Here is a 19,620-nt window from a genome sequence, read left to right on the forward strand (position 1 = left end):
TATGGCCATCAAACCTTATCACCACGCTGCCGCAGGCTGGGGCGCACTGAAATACGTGGCGATCAATCTGCTCAAGGAGCGGGTCAGCGGCATCAATTACAAGTCGCTGTTTGCGCAAAACCAGCCGGATGGCTTTGATTGTCCAGGTTGTGCATGGCCGGACCGCGAGCACGCGTCCACCTTCGAATTCTGCGAGAACGGCGTCAAGGCCGTGGCGGCGGAATCGACCAGCAAGCGCGTGACGCCTGAATTTTTCGCCGGGCATACGGTGGCGGAACTATTGCGCCAGTCGGACTACGAGCTTGAACAACATGGCCGCCTGACGCATCCGATGGCCTACGATCCGGCCAGCGACAAGTACCTGCCGATCGCATGGGATGACGCCTTCAAGCTGATCGCCGATGAACTCAATGCGCTGGACGATCCGAATGAGGCTGCGTTCTATACCTCGGGCCGCGCCAGCAACGAGGCGGCCTTCCTGTACCAGCTGTTCGTGCGCGCCTACGGCACCAACAACTTCCCGGACTGCTCGAACATGTGCCACGAAGCCACCAGCCGCGGCTTGCCGGGCACCGTCGGTATCGGCAAGGGCACGGTCACGCTGGACGACTTTGAGCACGCCGACACGCTGCTGATCTTCGGCCAGAACCCGGCCACCAATCACCCGCGCATGCTGGGTGAGCTGCGTGAATGCGCGCGGCGCGGCGCTACCATTGTCTCGATTAACCCGCTGCGCGAACGCGGCCTGGAACGCTTCACCAGCCCGCAGCATCCGGTGGAAATGCTGACGCTATCCAGCACGCCGATCAGCTCCATGTTCATCCAGCCGCGCCTTGGCGGCGACCTCGCGCTGATCAAGGGCATGGCCAAACGCCTGCTGGAGCTGGACGACAGGGCGGTGCTGATAGGCGCCCCACGCCTGCTGGACCTGGCGTTCATCACCGCCCACACCACCGGCTTCCAGGAATTCGCGCGCGACCTGCGGGCCGAGAAATGGGCGCTGCTGGTGGAGGAATCAGGCGTGCCGCGCTCGCAGATCGATCAACTGGCGGAGGTCTTCATCAAGGGTGAACGGGTGATCGCCACCTGGGGCATGGGCCTGACCCAGCATAAAAACTCGGTGCCGACGGTGCAGATGCTGTCCAACCTGATGATGATGCGCGGCCAGATCGGCAAGCGCGGCGCCGGTTTGTGCCCGGTGCGCGGCCACTCCAACGTGCAGGGCGACCGCACGATGGGCATCGAGGAGCAGCCGACGGCCGCATTCCTCAACCGCATGGAGCGTGTATTTGGCTTCGCCCAGCCGCGCCATCACGGTTATGACGTGGTGGGTACGATAGCCGCCATGATGGCAGGGAAGGTCAAGGTATTCGTCGGTCTTGGCGGGAACTTCGCGATGGCCACGCCGGATACGCCGCTGACCTTCAAGGCGCTGCAATCGTGTGCGCTGACGGTGCAAATCGCCACCAAGCTGAATCGCGGCCATCTGATCCACGGCCGCAAGGCGCTGATCCTGCCGACGCTGGGCCGCACCGAGATCGATGTGCAAAACGGCACGCCACAAGGCGTGACGGTGGAAGATTCCATGAGCATGGTGCACATCTCGTTCGGCTTGAACAAGCCTGCATCGCCGCAGCTGCTGTCGGAAATCGCCATCGTCTCGCGTATGGCCGAGGTTACGCTGGGCGAGCGCTATGGATTGAAGTGGAAGGCCTACCGCGACGACTACGCCAGCATTCGCGATGATATCGAAAAAGTGTTCGACGATTTTTACGACTATAACGCCCGCGTCGCCAAGCCGGGCGGCTTCCATCTAAGGGTGGCCTCGCGCGAGCGTGAATGGGTCACCGCCACTGGCAAGGCGCAGTTCGTGCCGCAGAAGATTGCGCTGGATACGCCGATCCGCCGCGCCAAGGCCAAGTACGGCCAGCGCTTGATGGTGATGATGACGACCCGCTCGCACGACCAGTACAACACCACCATCTACGCGATGGACGACCGTTATCGCGGCGTGTTCGGCATGCGCAGGGTAATCTTCATCAACCAGCTGGACATCGATATGCTGGGCATGAAGGCCGGCGATTGGGTCGACGTGGAAAGCGTATGGGAAGATGGCGTGGAGCGCCGTGCCGGCGGCTTCATGCTGGTCGCTTATGACATACCGCGCGGCTGCATCGGCGCCTACTACCCGGAGACCAATCCGCTGGTGCCGCTGAATAGCGTGGCGGATGGCGCAGGCACGCCGACTTCGAAGTCGATTCCCGTCCTGTTAACGGCAGCGGAAACATCATGATTATCCGTCCGCCGACCAGTTGGTTGCGGATGCTGTTCGTATGGGATGGCTCCGTACTGAAGACCATATTGCCGCAGCTGCTGCTGATCCTTGCGATCAGCGTGCTGGCGGTCGTCACCGGCGGTCATATCCTCGGCGCCAGGATCCCGCTGGACACGGTGCCGTTCCCGCTGGTCGGCGTCAGCCTGGCGATTTTCCTCGCGTTCCGCAACAACGCGGCTTACGCCCGCTACGTGGAGGCGCGCCAGATCTGGGGCCGCATCCTGATCGCCGCACGCGCCCTGACGTCGCAGGTCATCAACTATCTGCCGCAGGATGGCGACGGCTTTGAGCGCAAGGTATTCGTGCAGCGCCTGATCGCTTTCGTGTACGCGCTGACGCACCAGCTGCGCGGCACCGATCCATCAGCGGATCTTGCGCGTTACTTGTCGAAGGAAGAGGCCGAGGAAGTGGGCGGCATGCACTACATCCCGGTGGCGCTGCTGGATCGTATCCGCCTGATGCTGGCGCGCGCCGGCCGCAGGCGCGGCCAGGGCGAACCACTGCTGTGGATACTGGATGCGCAGGTCAGCGAGCTGGCGGCGTCGGTGGGCGGCTGCGAGCGCATCTCGAATACGCCGATTCCCTTCGCCTACGGCGTGCTGGTACACCGCACCGTTTACCTATACTGCTTCATGCTGCCGTTTGGACTGGTGGCCGATCTGGGCATGGCGACGCCGCTGGTATGCGTATTCGTCGCCTACACGCTGTTCGCGCTGGAAGCCATTGCGCAGGAAATCTCCGAACCGTTCGGCACCGATCCAAACTGCCTGGCGCTCAACGCCATGACGCGCAATATCGAACGCTCGCTGTTGGAGCAGTGCGGTGAAGAGATGCCGGAACAGCTGGAGCCATGCGAGCGCTATAACATCTCATGACGCCAGCTCACCGGCCAGCGAGCCCAGTGTACGCACGGCAGCTTCCACCTCGGCGGTCCACGGATAGCTGTAATTAAGACGGATGCAGTGCTGGAAGGCGTCGCCGGTGGCGAAGATATTCCCGGCGCCGACGCTGATGCCGCGCTCCTGCGCCCGCGCATACAGTTCCAGCGCGCGCACGCCATCCGGCAGATTCACCCATAGCAGGTAGCCGCCCACCGGCGTGGAGACGCTGGTCCCCGGCGGGAAGAAGCGCCGCACCGCCGCCGTCATGATGCTGGCCTGCTGCGCATACGCCTTGCGCACTTTGCGCAGGTGATAGTCATAGCCGTCGTTCTTGAGGTATTCGGCAATCGCCAGTTGCGGCAGGGCCGGCGTGTTGAGCGTGTTGAGGAACTTGAGCTTTTCCACCTGCGCCCTGTAGCGGCCTGGCAGCGCCCAGCCGATGCGGTTGGCGGGACTGAGCGTCTTGGAGAAGGAGTTGCAGTGCAGGACCAGACCGCGCGTGTCGTAGTTTTTCAGCGAGGTTGGATGGACATCGCCGTAGTACAGCTCGTGGTAGACGTCGTTCTCGATCACCGGCACGTCGTGCCGCGTCAGCATTTCCACCATCGCGCGCTTGCGCTCATCGCTCATCTGGAAGCCCAGCGGGTTCTGGAAATTGGGCATGACCATGCAGGCCGCCGCGCCTTGTTCAACGATGGCGCGCTCCAGCGCTTCGAGGTCGATGCCCTGTACCGGGTCGGTCGGGATCTCCACCGCGTGCATGCGCATGCGCTCAATCGCCTGCAGCAGCGCGTAATAGGTGGGCGACTCCACGGCGATTACGCTGCCCGGTGGCGCCACCGCTTGCAGGCAAAGATTGAGCGCCTCGGTGGCGCCGGTGGTGACGATGATTTCGCTGGCATCCACCGGAAGGCCGTTTTCAAGATGCCGGCGGGCGATCTGGCGGATCAGTTCCGGGTTCCCCGGCGGCAGGTCGGCGGTCATGCCCATCTGGCCGACGCGGCGCGACAGCGCGTTGGCGTACTGGTTCAGGCGCGCCCACGGGAACACGGCGGGATCGGGATACGGCGAACCCAGTGGCACGCTGCCCTGGTTGATCGAGCGCAGGGTCGTGAGCACGAATTCACTGGTGTCCAGCGTGTCGCCGCGCGCCATCTCGGCCGGGGCGATTGGTTCGTTGGCGGAGCTGCTGGCTTGTACGGTGGGTTTGCGGCGCACGAAGTAGCCGGATTGCGGACGGCTCTCGATCAGACCCTGGCTCTCGAGCAGCAGGAAGGCGCGGATCACGGTTGAAACACTGAGGTTGTGGTGCTGGCTGGTCTGGCGCACGGACGGGATCTTCTCACCCTCGCGGATCACGCCCTGGGCGATCTGGCTGGCGATATCGGCGGCCAGGGTTTCATACAATGTCACTTCGGCCTCCAGTTTTTGCGCTACCTCATACCAGAGTATAGGATGCAAGACAGGAAAACCACACTATAATTTAGTAGGTTGCCAATATAACCCATAAGGATAGGCATGTTTCGGGTACCCCGCACTCCCTGGATGTCTGCGCTGCTGATTATGCTCATGCTGTTGATCTTTGCGATCGACACTTTCTCGCCGCTCGACATGGCCATCGCCGTGATGTACGTGGTGGTGGTGCTGCTATCGGCCAGCATCTGGGGTCGGCGCGGGGTGCTGCAGGTGACTGCGGGTTGTATCGGCCTGACCGTGCTGTCCTACGTGCTGACGCACAGCGAGGCCTTTTCGGCGGCCGCCTCCGGCCGCCTGCTGGTCGGCCTGCTGGCGATCGTCGTGACTTGTGTGCTGGTGCTGCGCGGGCAGGCCGCCACCAACGAATTGCTGGCGCGCGAGGAAGCCCTGCGCCGCAGCGAGGCCTTCCTGGCTGGCACCCAGCGCATCAGCAAAACCGGCAGCTTCAGTTTCAAGACGCCCAGCGGCGAAATGCACTGGTCGGACGAAGCGGCCCGCATCTACGGCTATCCGCTGGATCTGCCACCGACGATGGAACGGGTGTTGGCCCACACTGCGCCGGAAGATCGCGGCATCGTGCAGGCGTCGATGGAGCAGTCGCTGCGCGGCGAGAGCGAGGTCGAAGTACGCCATCGCCTGCTGATGCCGGACGGTGAACTGAAATACGTGCACGTGCTGGCGCGTCCGCGCCACAACAAGGATGGCGAGCTGGAATACCTCGGCGCGTTGACCGACGTCACGGCAGCGGTGCTGGCGGAGCAGGCACTGCACCGTTCGCAGGTGCAGTTGGCGCACGCCACCCGCGTCACTATGCTGGGCGAGCTGGCTGCGTCCATCGCCCACGAAGTCAATCAGCCGCTGGCCGCCATCTCCACCAACGGCGAGGCCTGCCTGCGCTGGCTGAATCGCCCACAGCCGGAGCTGGACGAGGCCCGCAGCACCGTCACCAGCATCCTGGAATCGAGCGCGCGCGCCACCGGCGTGATCCGGCGCATACGCGCGCTGGCGCGCCGCAGCGAGCCGCAGCAGGCGGAATTGGATCTGAAGTCGGTGGTGGAGGAGAGCGTGGACCTGGTCCGGCGCGAACTGAATAACCACCATGTGGCCCTGATGCTCGGCCTGCCGGCCGGCTTGCCGCCGGTGCTGGGCGACCGCGTGCAGCTGCAGCAGGTGTTAATCAATCTGTTGATGAACGCGATACAGGCCATGTCGGCATGCCAGCCCGGGCAGGCCGTGTTGACAGTGCAGGCGCATCGCAATGCCGAGGGGGCGCTGCAGGTGAGCGTGAGCGATTCCGGCCCCGGCATCCCGCCGGCCGCAGCTCCGCGCCTGTTCGAGGCCTTCTACAGCACCAAGGAGGACGGCATGGGTATGGGCCTGCCGATCTGCCGCTCCATCATTGAAAACCACGGCGGCCGTATCTGGGCCAAGCCGGCCACGCCGGATAGCCCGGTGGCCGGCGCCACCATCTACTTCACGCTGCCCGTCCATGAACCAGATTGATTATTCCGACTCGCTGATCTACATCGTCGACGACGAGGCGCCGCTGCGCGACGCCATCTCCAGCCTTTTGCGCTCGGTCGGCATGCAGGTGGCCAGTTTCTCGTCGGTGGCGGCGTTCCTGGCCGAGCCGCGCAAGGAGTTGACCAGTTGCCTGCTGCTCGACGTGCGCATGCCGGGCGTGAGCGGCCTGGATTTCCAGGCCGAGTTGAATCGCGACGGCGTGGCATTGCCCATCATTTTCATGAGTGGGCACGGCGATATTCCGATGTCGGTGCGGGCCATGAAGGCCGGCGCGGTTGATTTTCTGGCAAAGCCGTTCCGCGACCAGGACCTGCTGGATGCGATCCACGTCGCGCTGGCGGCCGACCGCGAACGCCGCCAGCGCGACCAGGCCCGCCACGGCATCACCGCGCGCTACGCCACCCTGACTCCGCGCGAGCGCGAGATCATGGCGCTGGCCGCGCGTGGCCTGATGAACAAGCAAATCGCCGGCGAGGTGGGCACCAGCGAAATTACCGTCAAAATCCACCGTGGCAATGCCATGCGCAAGATGCAAGCCAAGACCTTCGCGGACCTGGTGCGCATGGCCGAAGCGCTTGGTTTAGCCTGACCTATACCCTCGTATAATTTTCACAAACTGTCCCTGGCTGTATTGTTCTCCCATGCGCTGGATGGCCGCGAGTCGCCGTCCGAACATGGGAGTAGCCAGTGTCTTATCCGGATCCACAATCTTTTAATATCGCCATCGTCGACGACGACGCCGCAGTGCGCGTCGGTTTGCGCAGCCTGCTGCGTTCCTACGGTCATGCGGTTGAAGTCTACGAACGCGCGGAGGCCCTGCTGGCGGCCGGCGCGCTCGATCAACACCAGATCATCATCACCGACCTGCAAATGCCGGGCATGAGCGGCATCGAGCTGCTGGAGCAGTTGCGCCGCGACGGCAATCCAGTGCCGGTGATCCTGATGACCGCATTCCCGGAAGCCGCCCTGCGCAAGCGCGCATTCCAGGGCGGCGCCACCTGCTTTCTGAGCAAGCCCTTTGAAGCGAACGAACTGCTGCTGTGCCTGAAAAACGCCAGCGGCAGCGACACCAATCACGCCGAGGAATAATCCCATGAATCACACCACCAGCAGTTCGCGCCGATTGATTTACATTTTGCTGCTGCTGGTGATTATCGCCAGCATCACGCTGTCGGTGTTCATGGAGCGCACCGCGCACAATATCCGCCGCAACGAGACGCCGCTACTGAACAACACCATTCCGCAGCTGCGCTACCTCGGCGACTTCGAAAGCGCCGTACTGCGTTACCAGTTGGCCTTTTCCAAACGCTTCACCGATTCGATTACGCCGGACCGCTTCCAGTTTTTGGAAAGCATGGGCCGCAGCGAAATCGACGCCGCTCTCGCGCAACTGCGCCCCAGCCTGGGCGATGGCCCGGAGCTGGGTGCACTGCGCGAAAGCTACCAGCGCATCATCGAGATGGCCCCAGAGTTTGAGCGCAATATCGGTGATAACCCGGCCGCTGCGCGCGCGATACTGATCAAGATGAACGAGGAAGTCAAGCGCCTGCGCCTGCGTATCGATGAAATGCAGCAGCGCGTCGAGGAAGCGATCCACGACAGCGGCAGCATGGCCAACCACGCCATCGGCTGGATCACCGGACTGGTACACGTGTTCGACGTGCTGGCCCTCGTCACCTGCTTGTTCATGATGTACCACGTTCGTGCCCGGGTGCGGGTGGAGGACGAATTGAGCCATCAGGCCAGCCATGATCCGCTCACCGGCCTTGCCCATCGCCGCAGCTTCGAGGCGCGCCTTGCCTCGCTGCCGGAGGTGCCGCACGTGGTGGTGCTGGGGACGATCGATCGTTTCTCGCGCATCGTCGGCGGCTTTGGCCATGCGTTTGGCGACCGCGTGATGATCGGACTGGCGCAACGCATACGCGGCGCGGCCGAACGCAGCGGCGGCGAGGTATTCCGTCTGGATGGCGCCAACTTCGCCATCCTGTACCGCATGGCGTGCGAGGACGTGGCGTTTGCCGAGGCCCTCGCTGGCCTGCGCGACGAAGTGTGCAGCCCTTACGATTGCGAGGGCCATGAAATCTTTACCACCTTGAGTCTCGGTGCGGTCAGCTTTCCGCTGCACGGCGAAACGCCCGGCACCTTGCTGCGCAATGCCGACGCCGCGCTGCAAGCGGCGCGCAAATCGGGCGGCGACAAGCTGGTGGTCTATTCGCAGCAGCTCAACGCCGAAGCGGGCGAGCGTCTGGACATGGAGTCGCTGCTGCGCCACGCGGTGGAGCGCAATGAGCTGGAGCTGCATTATCAACCGCAGCAGGCACTCGGCGACGGCGCCTTGATCGGCTTCGAGGCGCTGGTGCGCTGGCGCCGTCATGGCAAGCTGATTTCGCCGGCGGAGTTCATTCCACTGGCCGAGGAATCGGGCTTGATCGTCGCCATCGGTAACTGGGTGCTGGAAGAAGCTTGCCGCCAGATCAGCGTGTGGCAGGCGGAGACCGGCCAGCGCGTGGTGATCGCGGTGAATATCTCGCCGCGCCAGTTTGCCGCGCCGGGCTTCCTCGCACACCTGGAAGATTTGCTGGCGACTACTCATGTCGATCCGTCCTGCCTTGAACTGGAGATTACCGAAAGCGTGATGGTGGACGACGCCGAAAGCGCCATCGCCTTGCTGCAGCGCCTGCGCACGCTGGGCCTCAAGCTGGCGATCGACGATTTTGGCACTGGTTATTCCAGCCTGGCCTACCTGTCGCGCTTCCCGATTCATAAACTGAAAATCGACCAGTCTTTCGTCCGCAACATGCACGCGGTGAGCGAGCAGGGCGCCATCGTGCAGGCCACCATCGGCCTGGGGCACAGCCTGGGTCTGACCGTGATCGCCGAGGGCGTGGAGACCGAGACCCAGCGCGCCATGTTGAGCAACTGGCGCTGCGACGAGATCCAGGGCTATCACTACAGCCGTCCGTTACCGGCGGCATCCGCATTGAACTTCCTCGAAGGAAGCCTGCAGCTGCAGGCAGCATAATTAGGAGATTGCCATGAAATGGTTCTGCAACCTGAAGATCGCCAAGAAACTCAACGTGGTGGTCGCCGCCGTGCTGGCGCTGATGATGGCGCTGGGTGTGTTTTCCGTGTTCCAGCTGTATGAACTGGACCGCGTGACCAACGAGATTAACCACCGCTGGGCGCCGGGCGTACGCAATGCGCTCGAAGTCAAGTACGGCCTGACGCGCTTCCGCACCTTTGAGCTGTTCCACGTGGTGTCGACCGAGCCGGACATCCTGCGCAAGTACGAGCAGGACATGGAAAACCAGATGCAGCAGGTGCAGCAGTCCCTCACCGCGTATGGATCGCAGCCGCGCAGCAGCGAGGAGATGGCGATTATCGGCCGCTTGCAAACCTCGCTGAGCGCCTATCGCGGCGCGGTGCGGCAAGTGGTGGCGCTGTCGCGCAGCGGCGATGACATCGGCGCGCTGGCGGTGGTGCGCGGCGAGTCGCGCAAATATGATTTCGAGGCCATGAACCTGATTGACAAGCTGGTGGCGATCAACGAGAGCGGCAGTGCGCAGGCGGCGCAATCGGCGGACCAGACCTACCTGCATGCGCGCCACCTGATTTTCGGCTTCATGGCGGGGGCGCTGGTGCTTGGCCTGCTGATGGCCGGCCGGGTGGCGCGACTGATCTCGGCGCCCTTGGCGCGCGCCGTGGAAGTGGCGCGCCGCGTGGCGGAGGGCGACTTGCGGGTTGATCCTGAGGTGGCGGGCAAGGATGAAACGGCGGAACTGCTGCGCGCCATGAACAAGATGAGCGCCAACCTGCAAGTCATCGTGACGCAGGTGCGCAGTGGCACCGACACCATCGCCACGGCGTCGGCACAGATCTCGGCCGGCACTGCCGATCTGGCGCAACGCACCGAGGGGCAGGCGGCCACGCTGGAAGAAACCGCAGCCACGGTGGAAGAACTGACGACGACCGTCGCCGCCAACGCCGACAAGGCGCAGCAAGCCTACAAGCTGATGGATCAAACCGCGACGGTGGCGCGCGAAGCGGAAGTCGCGGTATCGACGGTGACGGCGATCATGGAGCGTATCAATACATCGTCGCGCAAGATCGGCGACATCGTTGGCCTGATGGACAGCATCGCGTTCCAAACCAATTTGCTGGCCTTGAACGCTGCGGTGGAGGCGGCGCGCGCCGGTGAGCATGGCCGTGGTTTCGCCGTGGTCGCCGGCGAGGTAAGGGCGCTGGCCCAGCGCAGCGCGCAGTCGGCCAAGGAAATCAAGGACTTGATCGCGCACTCGCTGCAAGAGGTCAGCGGCGGCAGCCGCGCGGTGCAAGACGCCGGCGCCACCATCGACGATGTGGTAAAGGGCGTGCTGCGCGGCGCCGCGCTGATGGGCGACATCAGCAACGGCACGCGCGAGCAAAGCCTTGGGCTGCAACTGGTGAACCGCACGCTGGCCACGATGGACGGCGTCACCCAGCAAAACGCCACCCTGGTGGAAGAATCGCTGGCCGCCATCGTCTCCCTGCAAGAACAAGCCGAACGCCTGGCCCGCAGCGTGAGCCTGTTCAAACTGGCCGCTCCGCGCGAAGCGTTGACCGTGATCGAAATGCCGGTAACGGCAACGCCAAGGGCGAAAGCTCGCCCGGTACCGTCGAACAACGGCCTCAATTACATCGCGGGGCTGGTCTGAATGTATTTGATGTATGCTGGCGTTTTAGGTACCGGAGCATACAGGCCATGCGGCGCATCTATCTGAGTTTAATGCTGATGTTCGGCGCGGCAGGCGTGCAGGCCGCGCAAGTTGCCGGCGTGGTGGTGCAAGCCAGCGGCGCGATGAGCGCGCGCTCGCCGTCTGGCGCGGTCAAGGCTTTGCAGGTGAAGTCGGAAGTGGAGAGCGGCGATACGCTGGTCACTGCCGCCGGCGCTTATGCGGTAGTGCGGTTCATCGACAACAGCGAGCTGGCGCTGAAGCCGGGAACCACGGTGAAGATCGACCAGTTCGCGTTTGATGAGGCCAAGCCGGAAACGGATCGCGCAGCCTATACGCTGGTGAAGGGCGGCCTGCGTTCCATTACCGGCCTGCTGGGCAAGCGTAACAAGGACAAGTTTGCGATGAAGACGCCCAGCGCCACCATCGGCATACGCGGCACCACTTTCTTCCTCGAATACCTGACCGGCAAGGGTGACGTCGATGCCTCGCCCGGCCTGGAGCCGGGCTTGCATGTCCACGTGAGTACCGGCGGCATCTCCATCGTCAACGGCGCCGGCGAGTTTCGCTACGATACCGGGCAGTTTGGTTTCATCAAGGATGACAAGACCAAGCCGGTGAAGATGTTCACCAATCCGGGCATGCAGTTCACTCCACCTGCATCCTTCGGCGATGCCGAACGCCTCGCACCGTGATGGACAGGCTGGATGCATTGAAGGTGTTTTGCGCCGTGGTGGACACGGGCGGTTTTAGCCGCGCCGCCGCCAAGCTGGGGATTTCAACATCGTCGGTCACGCATCAAATCGGCCAGCTTGAGACGCACTTTGGCGTCAAGCTATTAAACCGCACCACGCGCAGCATGTCGCTGACCGACGAGGGCCGCCGCTGCGTCGAGCAAGCGCGCCGCCTGCTGGACGAGATGGATGACCTGGAGTCGAGTTTGAGCGACTCGCTGCACGAGCCGCGCGGCAGCCTGCGTGTCGACATGCCCGGCATCCTGGCGCAGCGCTACGTGGCGCCGGCCTTGCCGCGCTTCCTGGCCGCCTATCCTGAACTGAGCGTGCGCCTCACGGCCAGCGACCGCTTGATCGACATGGTGGACGAGGGCGTGGACGTGATGCTGCGGATCGGCGAGCTACCCGATTCCTCGCTGGTCGGCCGCAGCATCTTCAAGAATCACTACGTCTGCTGCGCCTCGCCCGATTTCCTCGCCCGGCACGGCAAGCCGGAACACCCGGACGATCTTGAGCTGCTGCCATGCCTGACCTTCCTCTATCCCAAGGCGCGCCAGTTGCGGCCCTGGAGCTTCCAGCAAGACGGCCAGCCATTCACCACCATGCCGCGCGGCGCGGTCGCTATGGATCACGTGGATTCGCTGATTGAAATGGCGGTGCAGGGCGGCGGCATCGTGCAGCACCTGTCGGTGTCGCTGATTGCGCAGCTACGCAGCGGCGCGCTGGTGCCCGTGCTGGAACAGTGGCAGGCTGCGGGGCCGGACGTCTCTGCGCTGTACCCGCAGCGTCAACAGCGCGCCGCCAGGATCAAGGTGTTTGTCGATTTCGTCGAGGACGTGTTCAAGTCCGCCGCAGCTTCTTTGCCGCCATCGGCTTGATGGTGGCTGCGCACTCGGCGCAGAAACCGTACAGCGACAGCGAGTGCTCGTGCAGCACGAAATTGCGCTCGGCCGCTATCGCCTCCTGGCGCTGCTCGATCTCGGTGTCGCAGAATTCCTCCATGCGGCCGCAGTTGGTGCAGATCAGGTGATCGTGGTGGCCGCCTTCGTTCAGCTCAAACACCGAGGCCACCGATTCGAAATGGCGTCGGATCAGGATGCCCGCGTCGGCAAACTGCATCAGCACGCGGTAGACCGTGGCCAGGCCCATGTCGATGTTTTCGTCGTGCAGCAGGCGGTAGACATCATCCGCGCTTAAATGCTTGCTCTTGGTTTCCTGGAACAGTTGCAGGATGCGTAAGCGGGGCAGGGTGGCCTTCAAGCCAAGTTTGCGCAGTTCTTGTGGGATATCCATGTGCCTTGAAATGATAATGATTCCTATTCTCACTATATCTGAAAAATATTTTCTTGGCAATGGATGACTGGATTCCATGTCTTTCTATCATCAGAGTTGGCGTAAATGCAGCCAAAAGTGTGATTTTTTGTGAGAATTTGCTCCAAAGTATCGACAGTTGCCACAAGGAAGGATAAAGTTGCCGACTCCCCTCTCCAACTGAACGAGCGCTGTGCTGCGCGGATTGTGCTCGCGCGTAAGGAACATGTGTATGAACGCCAATATTGCATCGCTGCGGTCCACCGTGGCCGTCTTTTCCCTGCTGGGCTGCGCTGCCGCCCTGGCAGGCGAAGACGCGCCATCGGTGAACATCGGCGGCTTTGGCACACTGGGCGTGGTACACAGCAATAATAATCAGGCCGACTTTACCGCCAACGCCCTCAATCCGGGCGACGCCGGCGCCACGCGCGGGTGGAGCGCGGCGGTCGATAGCCGCCTGGGCGTGCAGATGGCGCTGAATGTGGACAGCAAATGGTCGGCAGTGCTGCAGCTGGTGTCCGAGCGCACGCTGCGCAACGGTTACGCGCCGGTGGTGGAGTGGGCCAATGTGCAGTACCAGGCGACGCCGGATTTGAGCGTGCGCGTGGGCCGCATCGCGCTGCCGCTGTTCCTGGCCGGCGATTATCGCAAGGCCGGCTATGCGCTGCCGTGGGTGCGTCCGCCGGTGGAGCCGTATGGCGCGATTCCGCTGTCGAACAGCGACGGCGTGGACCTCAACTACCGCTGGCAAGCGGGCGATGTGCACAACGTGACGCAGGTTTCGTTCGGCCGCGCCGACATGTCGTTGACGCCTGATGCGCGTGCGCAGGCGCGCGGCTTGGCTGGCATCGCCAACACCGCCACCGCTGGTGCGTTGACTGTGCGTGCCAGCGTGCTGACGGCGGAACTCAGCGTTGATATCGCGCGTCCGTTGTTCGATGGCTTGCGTGGCTTCGGCGCGCCGGGCCATGCGCTGGTCGAGCGTTACGAGCCGTCGGCCAAGCGCGCGTGCGTGGCGTCGCTCGGTTTTAACTATGACCCGGGCCAGTGGTTCATGATGGGCGAGATCGGCCGCATGAACACGCGCTCCTACCTCGGCGACAAAACCGCCGCTTATCTCGGCGCCGGCCGCCGCTACGGCGACTTGACGCCGTACGCAGTGTATTCGGTCTCGCGCGCCAACATGGAAACCCGCGTGGCGGGCGTCGATGTGAGCGGCCTGCCTGCACCGCAGGCGACGGCGGGGGCGCAGCTGAACGCAGGGCTGAACCAATTGCTGGCGGCGATTCCACGCCAGCGCAGCGTCAGCGCCGGGCTGCGTTGGGACCTGTATCCGAACTACGCCCTCAAGCTGCAATACGACCGCATCACGCCGCAGCAGGGCTCCACCGGCACCTTCATCAACGTGCAGCCGGGCTTTAAATCCGGCCAGCCGATCACGGTGCTGAGCGCAGCCCTCGACTTTGTGTTCTGACCATGCGGAAGCTATTCTCATTATTCCAATGTGGGCTGGCGTGCGTGCTGCTATGGTGTGCGGCGGCGTCGGTATCGGCTGCGGAATTCGTGGTGGTGGTGTCGGCTAAAAATCCGGTGGCCACGCTGCGTGCGGAGCAGGTGGCGGCCATCTTCCTGTCGCAGACCGGGCGCTTCCCCGGCGGCGAAGAAGCGACGGCGCTAGACCTGCCGGTCGGCAGCCCGCTGCGCGATGAGTTCTACAACAAGATCGCGGCACGTACGCCGGCACTGATGAAGGCCTACTGGACCAAGATGGTGTTCACCGGCCGCGGCCAGCCGCCGCGCGAATTGCCCAACAGCGCCGCCGTGCGCAGGATGGTGGCCGACAACCCGGCCATGATCGCCTACATCGACCGCGCGGCGCTGGACGCCAGCGTCAAAGCCATACAGGTGACGCCATGAGCCCGAACAAAGAATCGCTGCGCGCGCGCTGGTTGCGGCGCGGCCTCGATACCCACGTGTCGCTGCCGCTGTTTGCCTTGCTGCTGCTGGTGGCGATCTGGGTGGTGACTTTCCATGAGATCGACGCCGAGCGCGAACACGCGCAGGAAGCCGCCGCCGACTCGCTGCAGGAAATGCTGGGCACCTACGAAGCGCAGGTGGCGCGCAGCCTGGATGGGATCGACCAGACCTTGCGCATGCTGAAGTACGCGGTGGAGCGCAAGGGCGCGCTGGGCGCCTTGCCGGAGCTGGGCCGCGAAGGCTTGCTGCCGCCGGGCGTGGTGTTCGTGGTTAGCATCGTCGACCGCAACGGCATGACGGTGGCCAGCAATCCGCGCGCGCAGCCGATTTCGGTGGCGGACCAGAATTACTTTAAATTCCACATGGAGCGCGACAGCGGCACCACCTACGTCAGCCCGGCCACGCGCGACGCCGCCAATAGCGAGTGGCATTTGCACTTCACGCGCCGTCTTGACGACGCCAGTGGCAACTTCGCCGGCATCGTCATCGTGGAAACCGATCCGGCCTACTTCACCAGCAGCTATGAGCGCAGCCGTCTGGGCGAGCATGGCATGCTGGGACTGGTGGGCGCGGACGGCATAGTGCGCGCGCTGCGCAGCGGCGACAAGATGACTTTCGGCCAGCAGCTGGACGGCAGCATTGGAAAATATAGCGGCGTGCGCGAGCTGCATGGCATCGGCCTGAATGTGCTGATTGGGCTGAGTGAAACAGAATTGATGGCCGGCTTTGAACGCCAGCGGCGCGAGAAACTGATTCAGGCGAGCGCCCTGAGCGCTGGCCTGCTGGTGCTGAGTGGCGTGCTGTGGCTGTGGTCCTGGCAGGGCGCGCGCAGCCGCGCACGCATGCGGCGCGCGCAGGAAACCTATGCGGCGGCCTCGGCGGCCAGCCTCGACGCCTTCTTCGTGATGCGCGAAGTGCGCAACCAGCAGGGCGAGATCGTCGACTTCAAGGTCATCGACGCCAACCAGCGCGCGGAGCAGATGACCGGCTGCAGCAAACACTATTTGTGCGGTACCACCTTGTGCACCCTGATCCCGGAAGCGCGCGACAACGGCATGCTGGAGCACCTGATCGATGTAACCCGCAAGGGCGGAGTGCATGAGCAGGAGTGGCAAAGCACCTTGCCGCAGTTGCGCGCGCGCTGGCTGCATCAGCAGGTGGTGGCGGTGCGCGGCGGCCTGGTGGCCATCGTGCGCGATATCTCGGAGCGCAAGCTGGCAGAGGAACGCATGGTGCATCTGGCGCACCACGACACGCTCACCGGCCTGCCGAACCGCAGCCTGATCTCCGACCGTCTGGACATGACCATCGCGCAGGCGCAGCGCAATGGCGGCTCGGTCATGGTGGCCTTTATCGATCTGGATGGCTTCAAGCTGGTGAACGATGGCCTCGGCCACAACGCCGGCGACGAGTTGTTGAAAGTGGTGGCCGAACGCATGTCCGGCTGCCTGCGCGCTACCGACACCGTGGGCCGCTTCGGCGGCGATGAATTCGTGCTGCTGCTGACCGAGCCGGGCCCCGTGGTTGACGCGGCGCCGGTGCTGGAGCGCGTACGCGAAGCGGTGCTGCAGTCGATCAGCCTTTGCGGGCAGGAGGTGCAGGTCAGCTGCAGTATCGGCGTGGCCGTGTACCCGAACGACGGCCATGACGTTGAAACCCTGCTGATGAACGCCGATGCAGCGATGTACCGCGCCAAGGAGCTGGGCAAGAACAACTGCCAGTTCTACACCCGCGAGATGAACGCCAGTATCGAAGAAAAGCTGGTGCTGCTGGAAGGCTTGCGCAATGCGCTGGACGATGGTCAGTTCCGTCTCGTGTATCAGCCCAAGGTGGACCTGAACACAGGCCGCGTGTTCGGCGTGGAGGCGCTGGTGCGCTGGGACCATCCAGAGCACGGCACCATCGGGCCTGATCGCTTTATCCCGCTGGCCGAGGAAAGCGGCATGATTATCGCGCTGGGCGAGTGGATCCTGCGCAGCGCCTGCCGCCAGAACCGCGCCTGGCAGGACGCCGGCTTGCCGCCGCTGTGCGTGTCGGTCAACGTGTCGCCGCGCCAGTTTGAGGAAGCGCGACTGGTCGAGCGCGTTCAGCAGGCCTTGAAAGACAGCGGCCTGGCGCCGCAATGGCTGGAGCTGGAAGTGACGGAGGGCGTCATCATGCGCGACCTGCAGCAGGCCGTGGGCAAAATGGCGCAGGTGAGGGCGATGGGCGTGGCCTTGTCGATTGACGATTTCGGCACCGGCTATTCGAGCCTGTCGGCCCTGAAGTCGTTCCCGATTTCGACGCTGAAGATCGACAAATCCTTTGTGCGCGACCTTGGCCGCAGCAGCGGCGACGAGGCGATCGCCAGCTCCATCATCGGGCTGGCGCACCGCCTGCGCTTGCGCGTGATCGCGGAAGGCGTGGAGACCGAACAGCAGCGCGCCTTCCTGCGCGAGAACGGCTGCGATGAAATGCAGGGCTATCTGTTCAGCCGTCCATTGCCCCCGCAGCAGCTGGAGGCGTTACTGCGCGCCCCAGCCATGTTGGCCGCTTAGTAGGACCAAGTCAACGTCGCGCTACCGTTGCGCGGCGCGGCGTAGTAAGCCTGGGTCCAGTACAAACTGGTCAGGTGCTTCTTGTCGTTGACGTTATTCAGATTGACCGACAACGACAGGTGCTTGTCGATCTCGTAGCGCGCCATCAAACCCAGCGTCGCATACGATGCCTGCACGGTGCGAATGCCGCTGCCCTGGTCGATCGACGTCTCGCTCTGCCATGCCAGTGTGCCGCCTACCTTCAGCGCCGGCAAGGCAGGCACGCGGTAGGTGGTGTTCACACGCAGCGTGGTACGCGGCACGAAGGTACGCACCGCCTGGCCGTCGTCGCCTTTCAGCGAAGTCAGTCGGGTCAGGCCCGCGCTGGCTTGCCAGCCTTTGCTTAACTCACCGGACAGATCGAACTCAAAGCCCTGCGATTCCGCGTTCACGCCACGGTAGTAGTTCTTGGTGCCGATCACGCCCGCCGCTTCGGCGGTGTTGTCCTGCTGCGTCTTGAAGATCGCGGCCGAGGCATTCAGCTTGTCGTCGAACAGCGCGGCTTTCAGGCCTGCCTCGGTGGTCTTGCCTTCGATCGGATCGAGCGGCGTGCCGGTGGCGTCGATTTCGCTTTGCGGATTGAAGATCGCCGTGTGGCTGGCGTAGGCCGACAGTTCGCGGTTGATGTCATACACCACGCCCACGTACGGCGTGGTCTTGCTGGCCGACTTGTACTTGCTGGTGCCGTAGGAATTGCCGTTGCTCTTGGCGCGGGTGGAATTGAAACCGGTCAGCACCTTCCAGTCGTCGGCCGGGTTGAAGCGCGCCGCCAGATACACGGTGTTGCGGCGGTCTTCGTAGCTGCTGCCGTCGGTGGCGGCGTCGAAGCTTGGCATCGGGTAGCTGCCGTCGAAGGCGCTCTGGCCCAGCATCTCGGTGCCGATGCCCTGGCCGTAGCGCGAGACGTCATTCAGCTTGGAGCGCGACCAGCTATAGCCGAAGCTCAGGTCATGCTGGCGGCCGCCCAGGTTGAATTTGCCGTCGACCGAAATATCGGCCAGCGTTTGCTTCTGGTCCGCCGCGTATTGCGATGGGTAAGAATAGAGGCCGCCGCCTACCTTGTTCGGCGTGCCGTAGACGTACAGCAGGTCCGAATCCGATTTGTCGGTGATGTAGCTGACGGTGCCTTGCACGGCCCAGCCCTGGCCCAGGTTCTGGTGCAGTTCCGCGAAGGTTTTATTGGTGGTGGTGTCCCAGCGCGACCAGTTGGCCGACGTGCTGGCCGATATCGGATAGTTGGTCGGGCTGCCGTCCGGGTAGTACAGCGGCAGCGCCCCCCACATCACGCCCTTGCTGCGATTGGCCTCGTAGGTGTGGCCGACGGTCAGCAGGCTGTCCTTGCTTAGCTGCGCTTCGACCACGGCGTAGGCCACGGTTTTCTTCGGCGAGTAGCGGTCGAGGTAGGAATCACTTTCCTGCTGCACCAGTACGGCACGGCCATTGACGGTGCCGCTCTCATTCAGCTTGGTGCTGACGTCGCCCTCGATGCGGCGCTTGTTCCACGAGCCGAGTGTGACGCTGGCGCTGGCCGTGGTGGTGGCGGTCGGGCGCTTGCGGATGAAGTTGACGGTGGCGGACGGATTGCCGGTCGACGCCATCAGGCCGTTGGCGCCGCGCACGATGTCGATGCGCTCATACAGCGCGGTGTCGATATCGCCCTGTACATTGCCGAACACCTGCGGCATGCCGACGCCGTCGTACTGGAAGTTGACCACGTCGAAGCCGCGCGCGGTGTAATAGGTGCGGCTGGTTTCGACCTTTTCCACGGTCACGCCGGTGGTGGCGGCCAGCACCGAGTTGATGTCGTCGAGCTTGAAGTCGTCCATCAAGGCGCGGGTGACGACCGACACCGATTGCGGCGTTTCGCGCAGCGTCAGGTCCAGCTTGCCGGCCGACTTGGTGGAGCGGGTGGTGTAGTTAGTGTCGTCTGCCGTGCCGGTCACCGTGACGGTTTGCAGCTGGGTGTCGGGTGCATCGGCTGGGACGTCGTCGGCGGCGACGCTATGGCCGGCATAAATCAACGACAGCGCCAGCAACATCGGGCGCAACGGCAGGTGACGGGGCATGCGGAACTCCTTGAATAAGAATGAGAAT

15 protein-coding genes are annotated in these 19,620 nt (G+C 63.6%); 12 read left to right on the plus strand and 3 right to left on the minus strand.

The window, feature by feature from the left end; genetic code table 11:
* Position 1: 1 nt before the first annotated feature.
* Positions 2-2,293, plus strand: coding sequence for an FdhF/YdeP family oxidoreductase (locus BMZ70_RS02545; protein ID WP_092269487.1), 2,292 nt, complete (start codon positions 2-4; stop codon positions 2,291-2,293).
* Complete coding sequence (locus BMZ70_RS02550) at positions 2,290-3,210, plus strand: bestrophin family protein (RefSeq protein WP_092269489.1); 921 nt, start codon at positions 2,290-2,292, stop codon at positions 3,208-3,210. The genes BMZ70_RS02545 and BMZ70_RS02550 overlap by 4 nt, the downstream gene beginning before the upstream one ends.
* Here BMZ70_RS02550 and BMZ70_RS02555 read toward each other — a convergent pair.
* Positions 3,205-4,629, minus strand: a complete 1,425-nt coding sequence (locus BMZ70_RS02555) for an aminotransferase-like domain-containing protein (protein WP_092269492.1) — start codon at positions 4,627-4,629, stop codon at positions 3,205-3,207. The genes BMZ70_RS02550 and BMZ70_RS02555 overlap by 6 nt on opposite strands.
* A 156-nt stretch (positions 4,630-4,785) precedes the next feature.
* On the opposite strand from BMZ70_RS02555, the gene BMZ70_RS02560 reads away from it, so the two are divergent.
* From BMZ70_RS02560 to BMZ70_RS02590, 7 genes are all read left to right on the plus strand, one after another.
* A complete protein-coding gene (locus tag BMZ70_RS02560; protein WP_207231529.1) occupies positions 4,786-6,195 on the plus strand; it encodes a sensor histidine kinase in 1,410 nt (469 codons plus the stop codon).
* Positions 6,182-6,805, plus strand: coding sequence for a response regulator transcription factor (locus BMZ70_RS02565; RefSeq protein ID WP_092269498.1), 624 nt, complete (start codon positions 6,182-6,184; stop codon positions 6,803-6,805). The genes BMZ70_RS02560 and BMZ70_RS02565 overlap by 14 nt, the downstream gene beginning before the upstream one ends.
* A 98-nt stretch (positions 6,806-6,903) precedes the next feature.
* A complete protein-coding gene (locus tag BMZ70_RS02570; RefSeq protein WP_092269501.1) occupies positions 6,904-7,305 on the plus strand; it encodes a response regulator transcription factor in 402 nt (133 codons plus the stop codon).
* Between the two features lie 4 nt (positions 7,306-7,309).
* Positions 7,310-9,238: a putative bifunctional diguanylate cyclase/phosphodiesterase gene (locus BMZ70_RS02575; protein WP_092269504.1), complete on the plus strand. Its 1,929-nt coding sequence runs from the start codon at positions 7,310-7,312 to the stop codon at positions 9,236-9,238.
* 13 nt (positions 9,239-9,251) lie between these two features.
* On the plus strand, positions 9,252-10,910 hold the full coding sequence (locus tag BMZ70_RS02580) for a methyl-accepting chemotaxis protein (RefSeq protein ID WP_092269507.1): 1,659 nt from the start codon (positions 9,252-9,254) through the stop codon (positions 10,908-10,910).
* Between the two features lie 47 nt (positions 10,911-10,957).
* Positions 10,958-11,623, plus strand: coding sequence for a FecR family protein (locus BMZ70_RS02585; RefSeq protein WP_092269510.1), 666 nt, complete (start codon positions 10,958-10,960; stop codon positions 11,621-11,623).
* The gene (locus BMZ70_RS02590) at positions 11,623-12,540 is read left to right on the plus strand and encodes a LysR family transcriptional regulator (RefSeq protein ID WP_092269513.1); all 918 of its coding nucleotides are present in this window, start codon (positions 11,623-11,625) and stop codon (positions 12,538-12,540) included. Before BMZ70_RS02585 ends, BMZ70_RS02590 begins: the two co-directional genes overlap by 1 nt.
* Here the strand turns inward: BMZ70_RS02590 and fur are convergent.
* The gene (gene fur, locus BMZ70_RS02595) at positions 12,503-12,955 is read right to left on the minus strand and encodes a ferric iron uptake transcriptional regulator (RefSeq protein ID WP_092269516.1); all 453 of its coding nucleotides are present in this window, start codon (positions 12,953-12,955) and stop codon (positions 12,503-12,505) included. The genes BMZ70_RS02590 and fur overlap by 38 nt on opposite strands.
* Positions 12,956-13,205: 250 nt before the next feature.
* Between fur and BMZ70_RS02600 the strand changes: the two genes are divergently transcribed.
* Genes BMZ70_RS02600 through BMZ70_RS02610 form a run of 3 tightly spaced genes read left to right on the plus strand, consistent with a single transcriptional unit; the run spans position 13,206 to position 17,487 of the window.
* Positions 13,206-14,447 carry a hypothetical protein gene (locus tag BMZ70_RS02600; RefSeq protein ID WP_229205262.1) on the plus strand — a complete coding sequence of 414 codons (1,242 nt, stop codon included), beginning with the start codon at positions 13,206-13,208 and terminating at the stop codon, positions 14,445-14,447.
* 44 nt (positions 14,448-14,491) lie between these two features.
* Positions 14,492-14,890, plus strand: a complete 399-nt coding sequence (locus tag BMZ70_RS02605; RefSeq protein ID WP_229205263.1) for a phosphate ABC transporter substrate-binding protein — start codon at positions 14,492-14,494, stop codon at positions 14,888-14,890.
* Positions 14,887-17,487, plus strand: a complete 2,601-nt coding sequence (locus BMZ70_RS02610; RefSeq protein WP_092269521.1) for a bifunctional diguanylate cyclase/phosphodiesterase — start codon at positions 14,887-14,889, stop codon at positions 17,485-17,487. Before BMZ70_RS02605 ends, BMZ70_RS02610 begins: the two co-directional genes overlap by 4 nt.
* On the opposite strand, the gene BMZ70_RS02615 is transcribed toward BMZ70_RS02610, so the two are convergent.
* Positions 17,484-19,592, minus strand: coding sequence for a TonB-dependent siderophore receptor (locus BMZ70_RS02615; RefSeq protein WP_092269523.1), 2,109 nt, complete (start codon positions 19,590-19,592; stop codon positions 17,484-17,486). The genes BMZ70_RS02610 and BMZ70_RS02615 overlap by 4 nt on opposite strands.
* Positions 19,593-19,620: the final 28 nt, after the last annotated feature.

The organism is Duganella sp. CF402 (assembly GCF_900109645.1).
GTDB lineage: Bacteria > Pseudomonadota > Gammaproteobacteria > Burkholderiales > Burkholderiaceae_D > Rugamonas.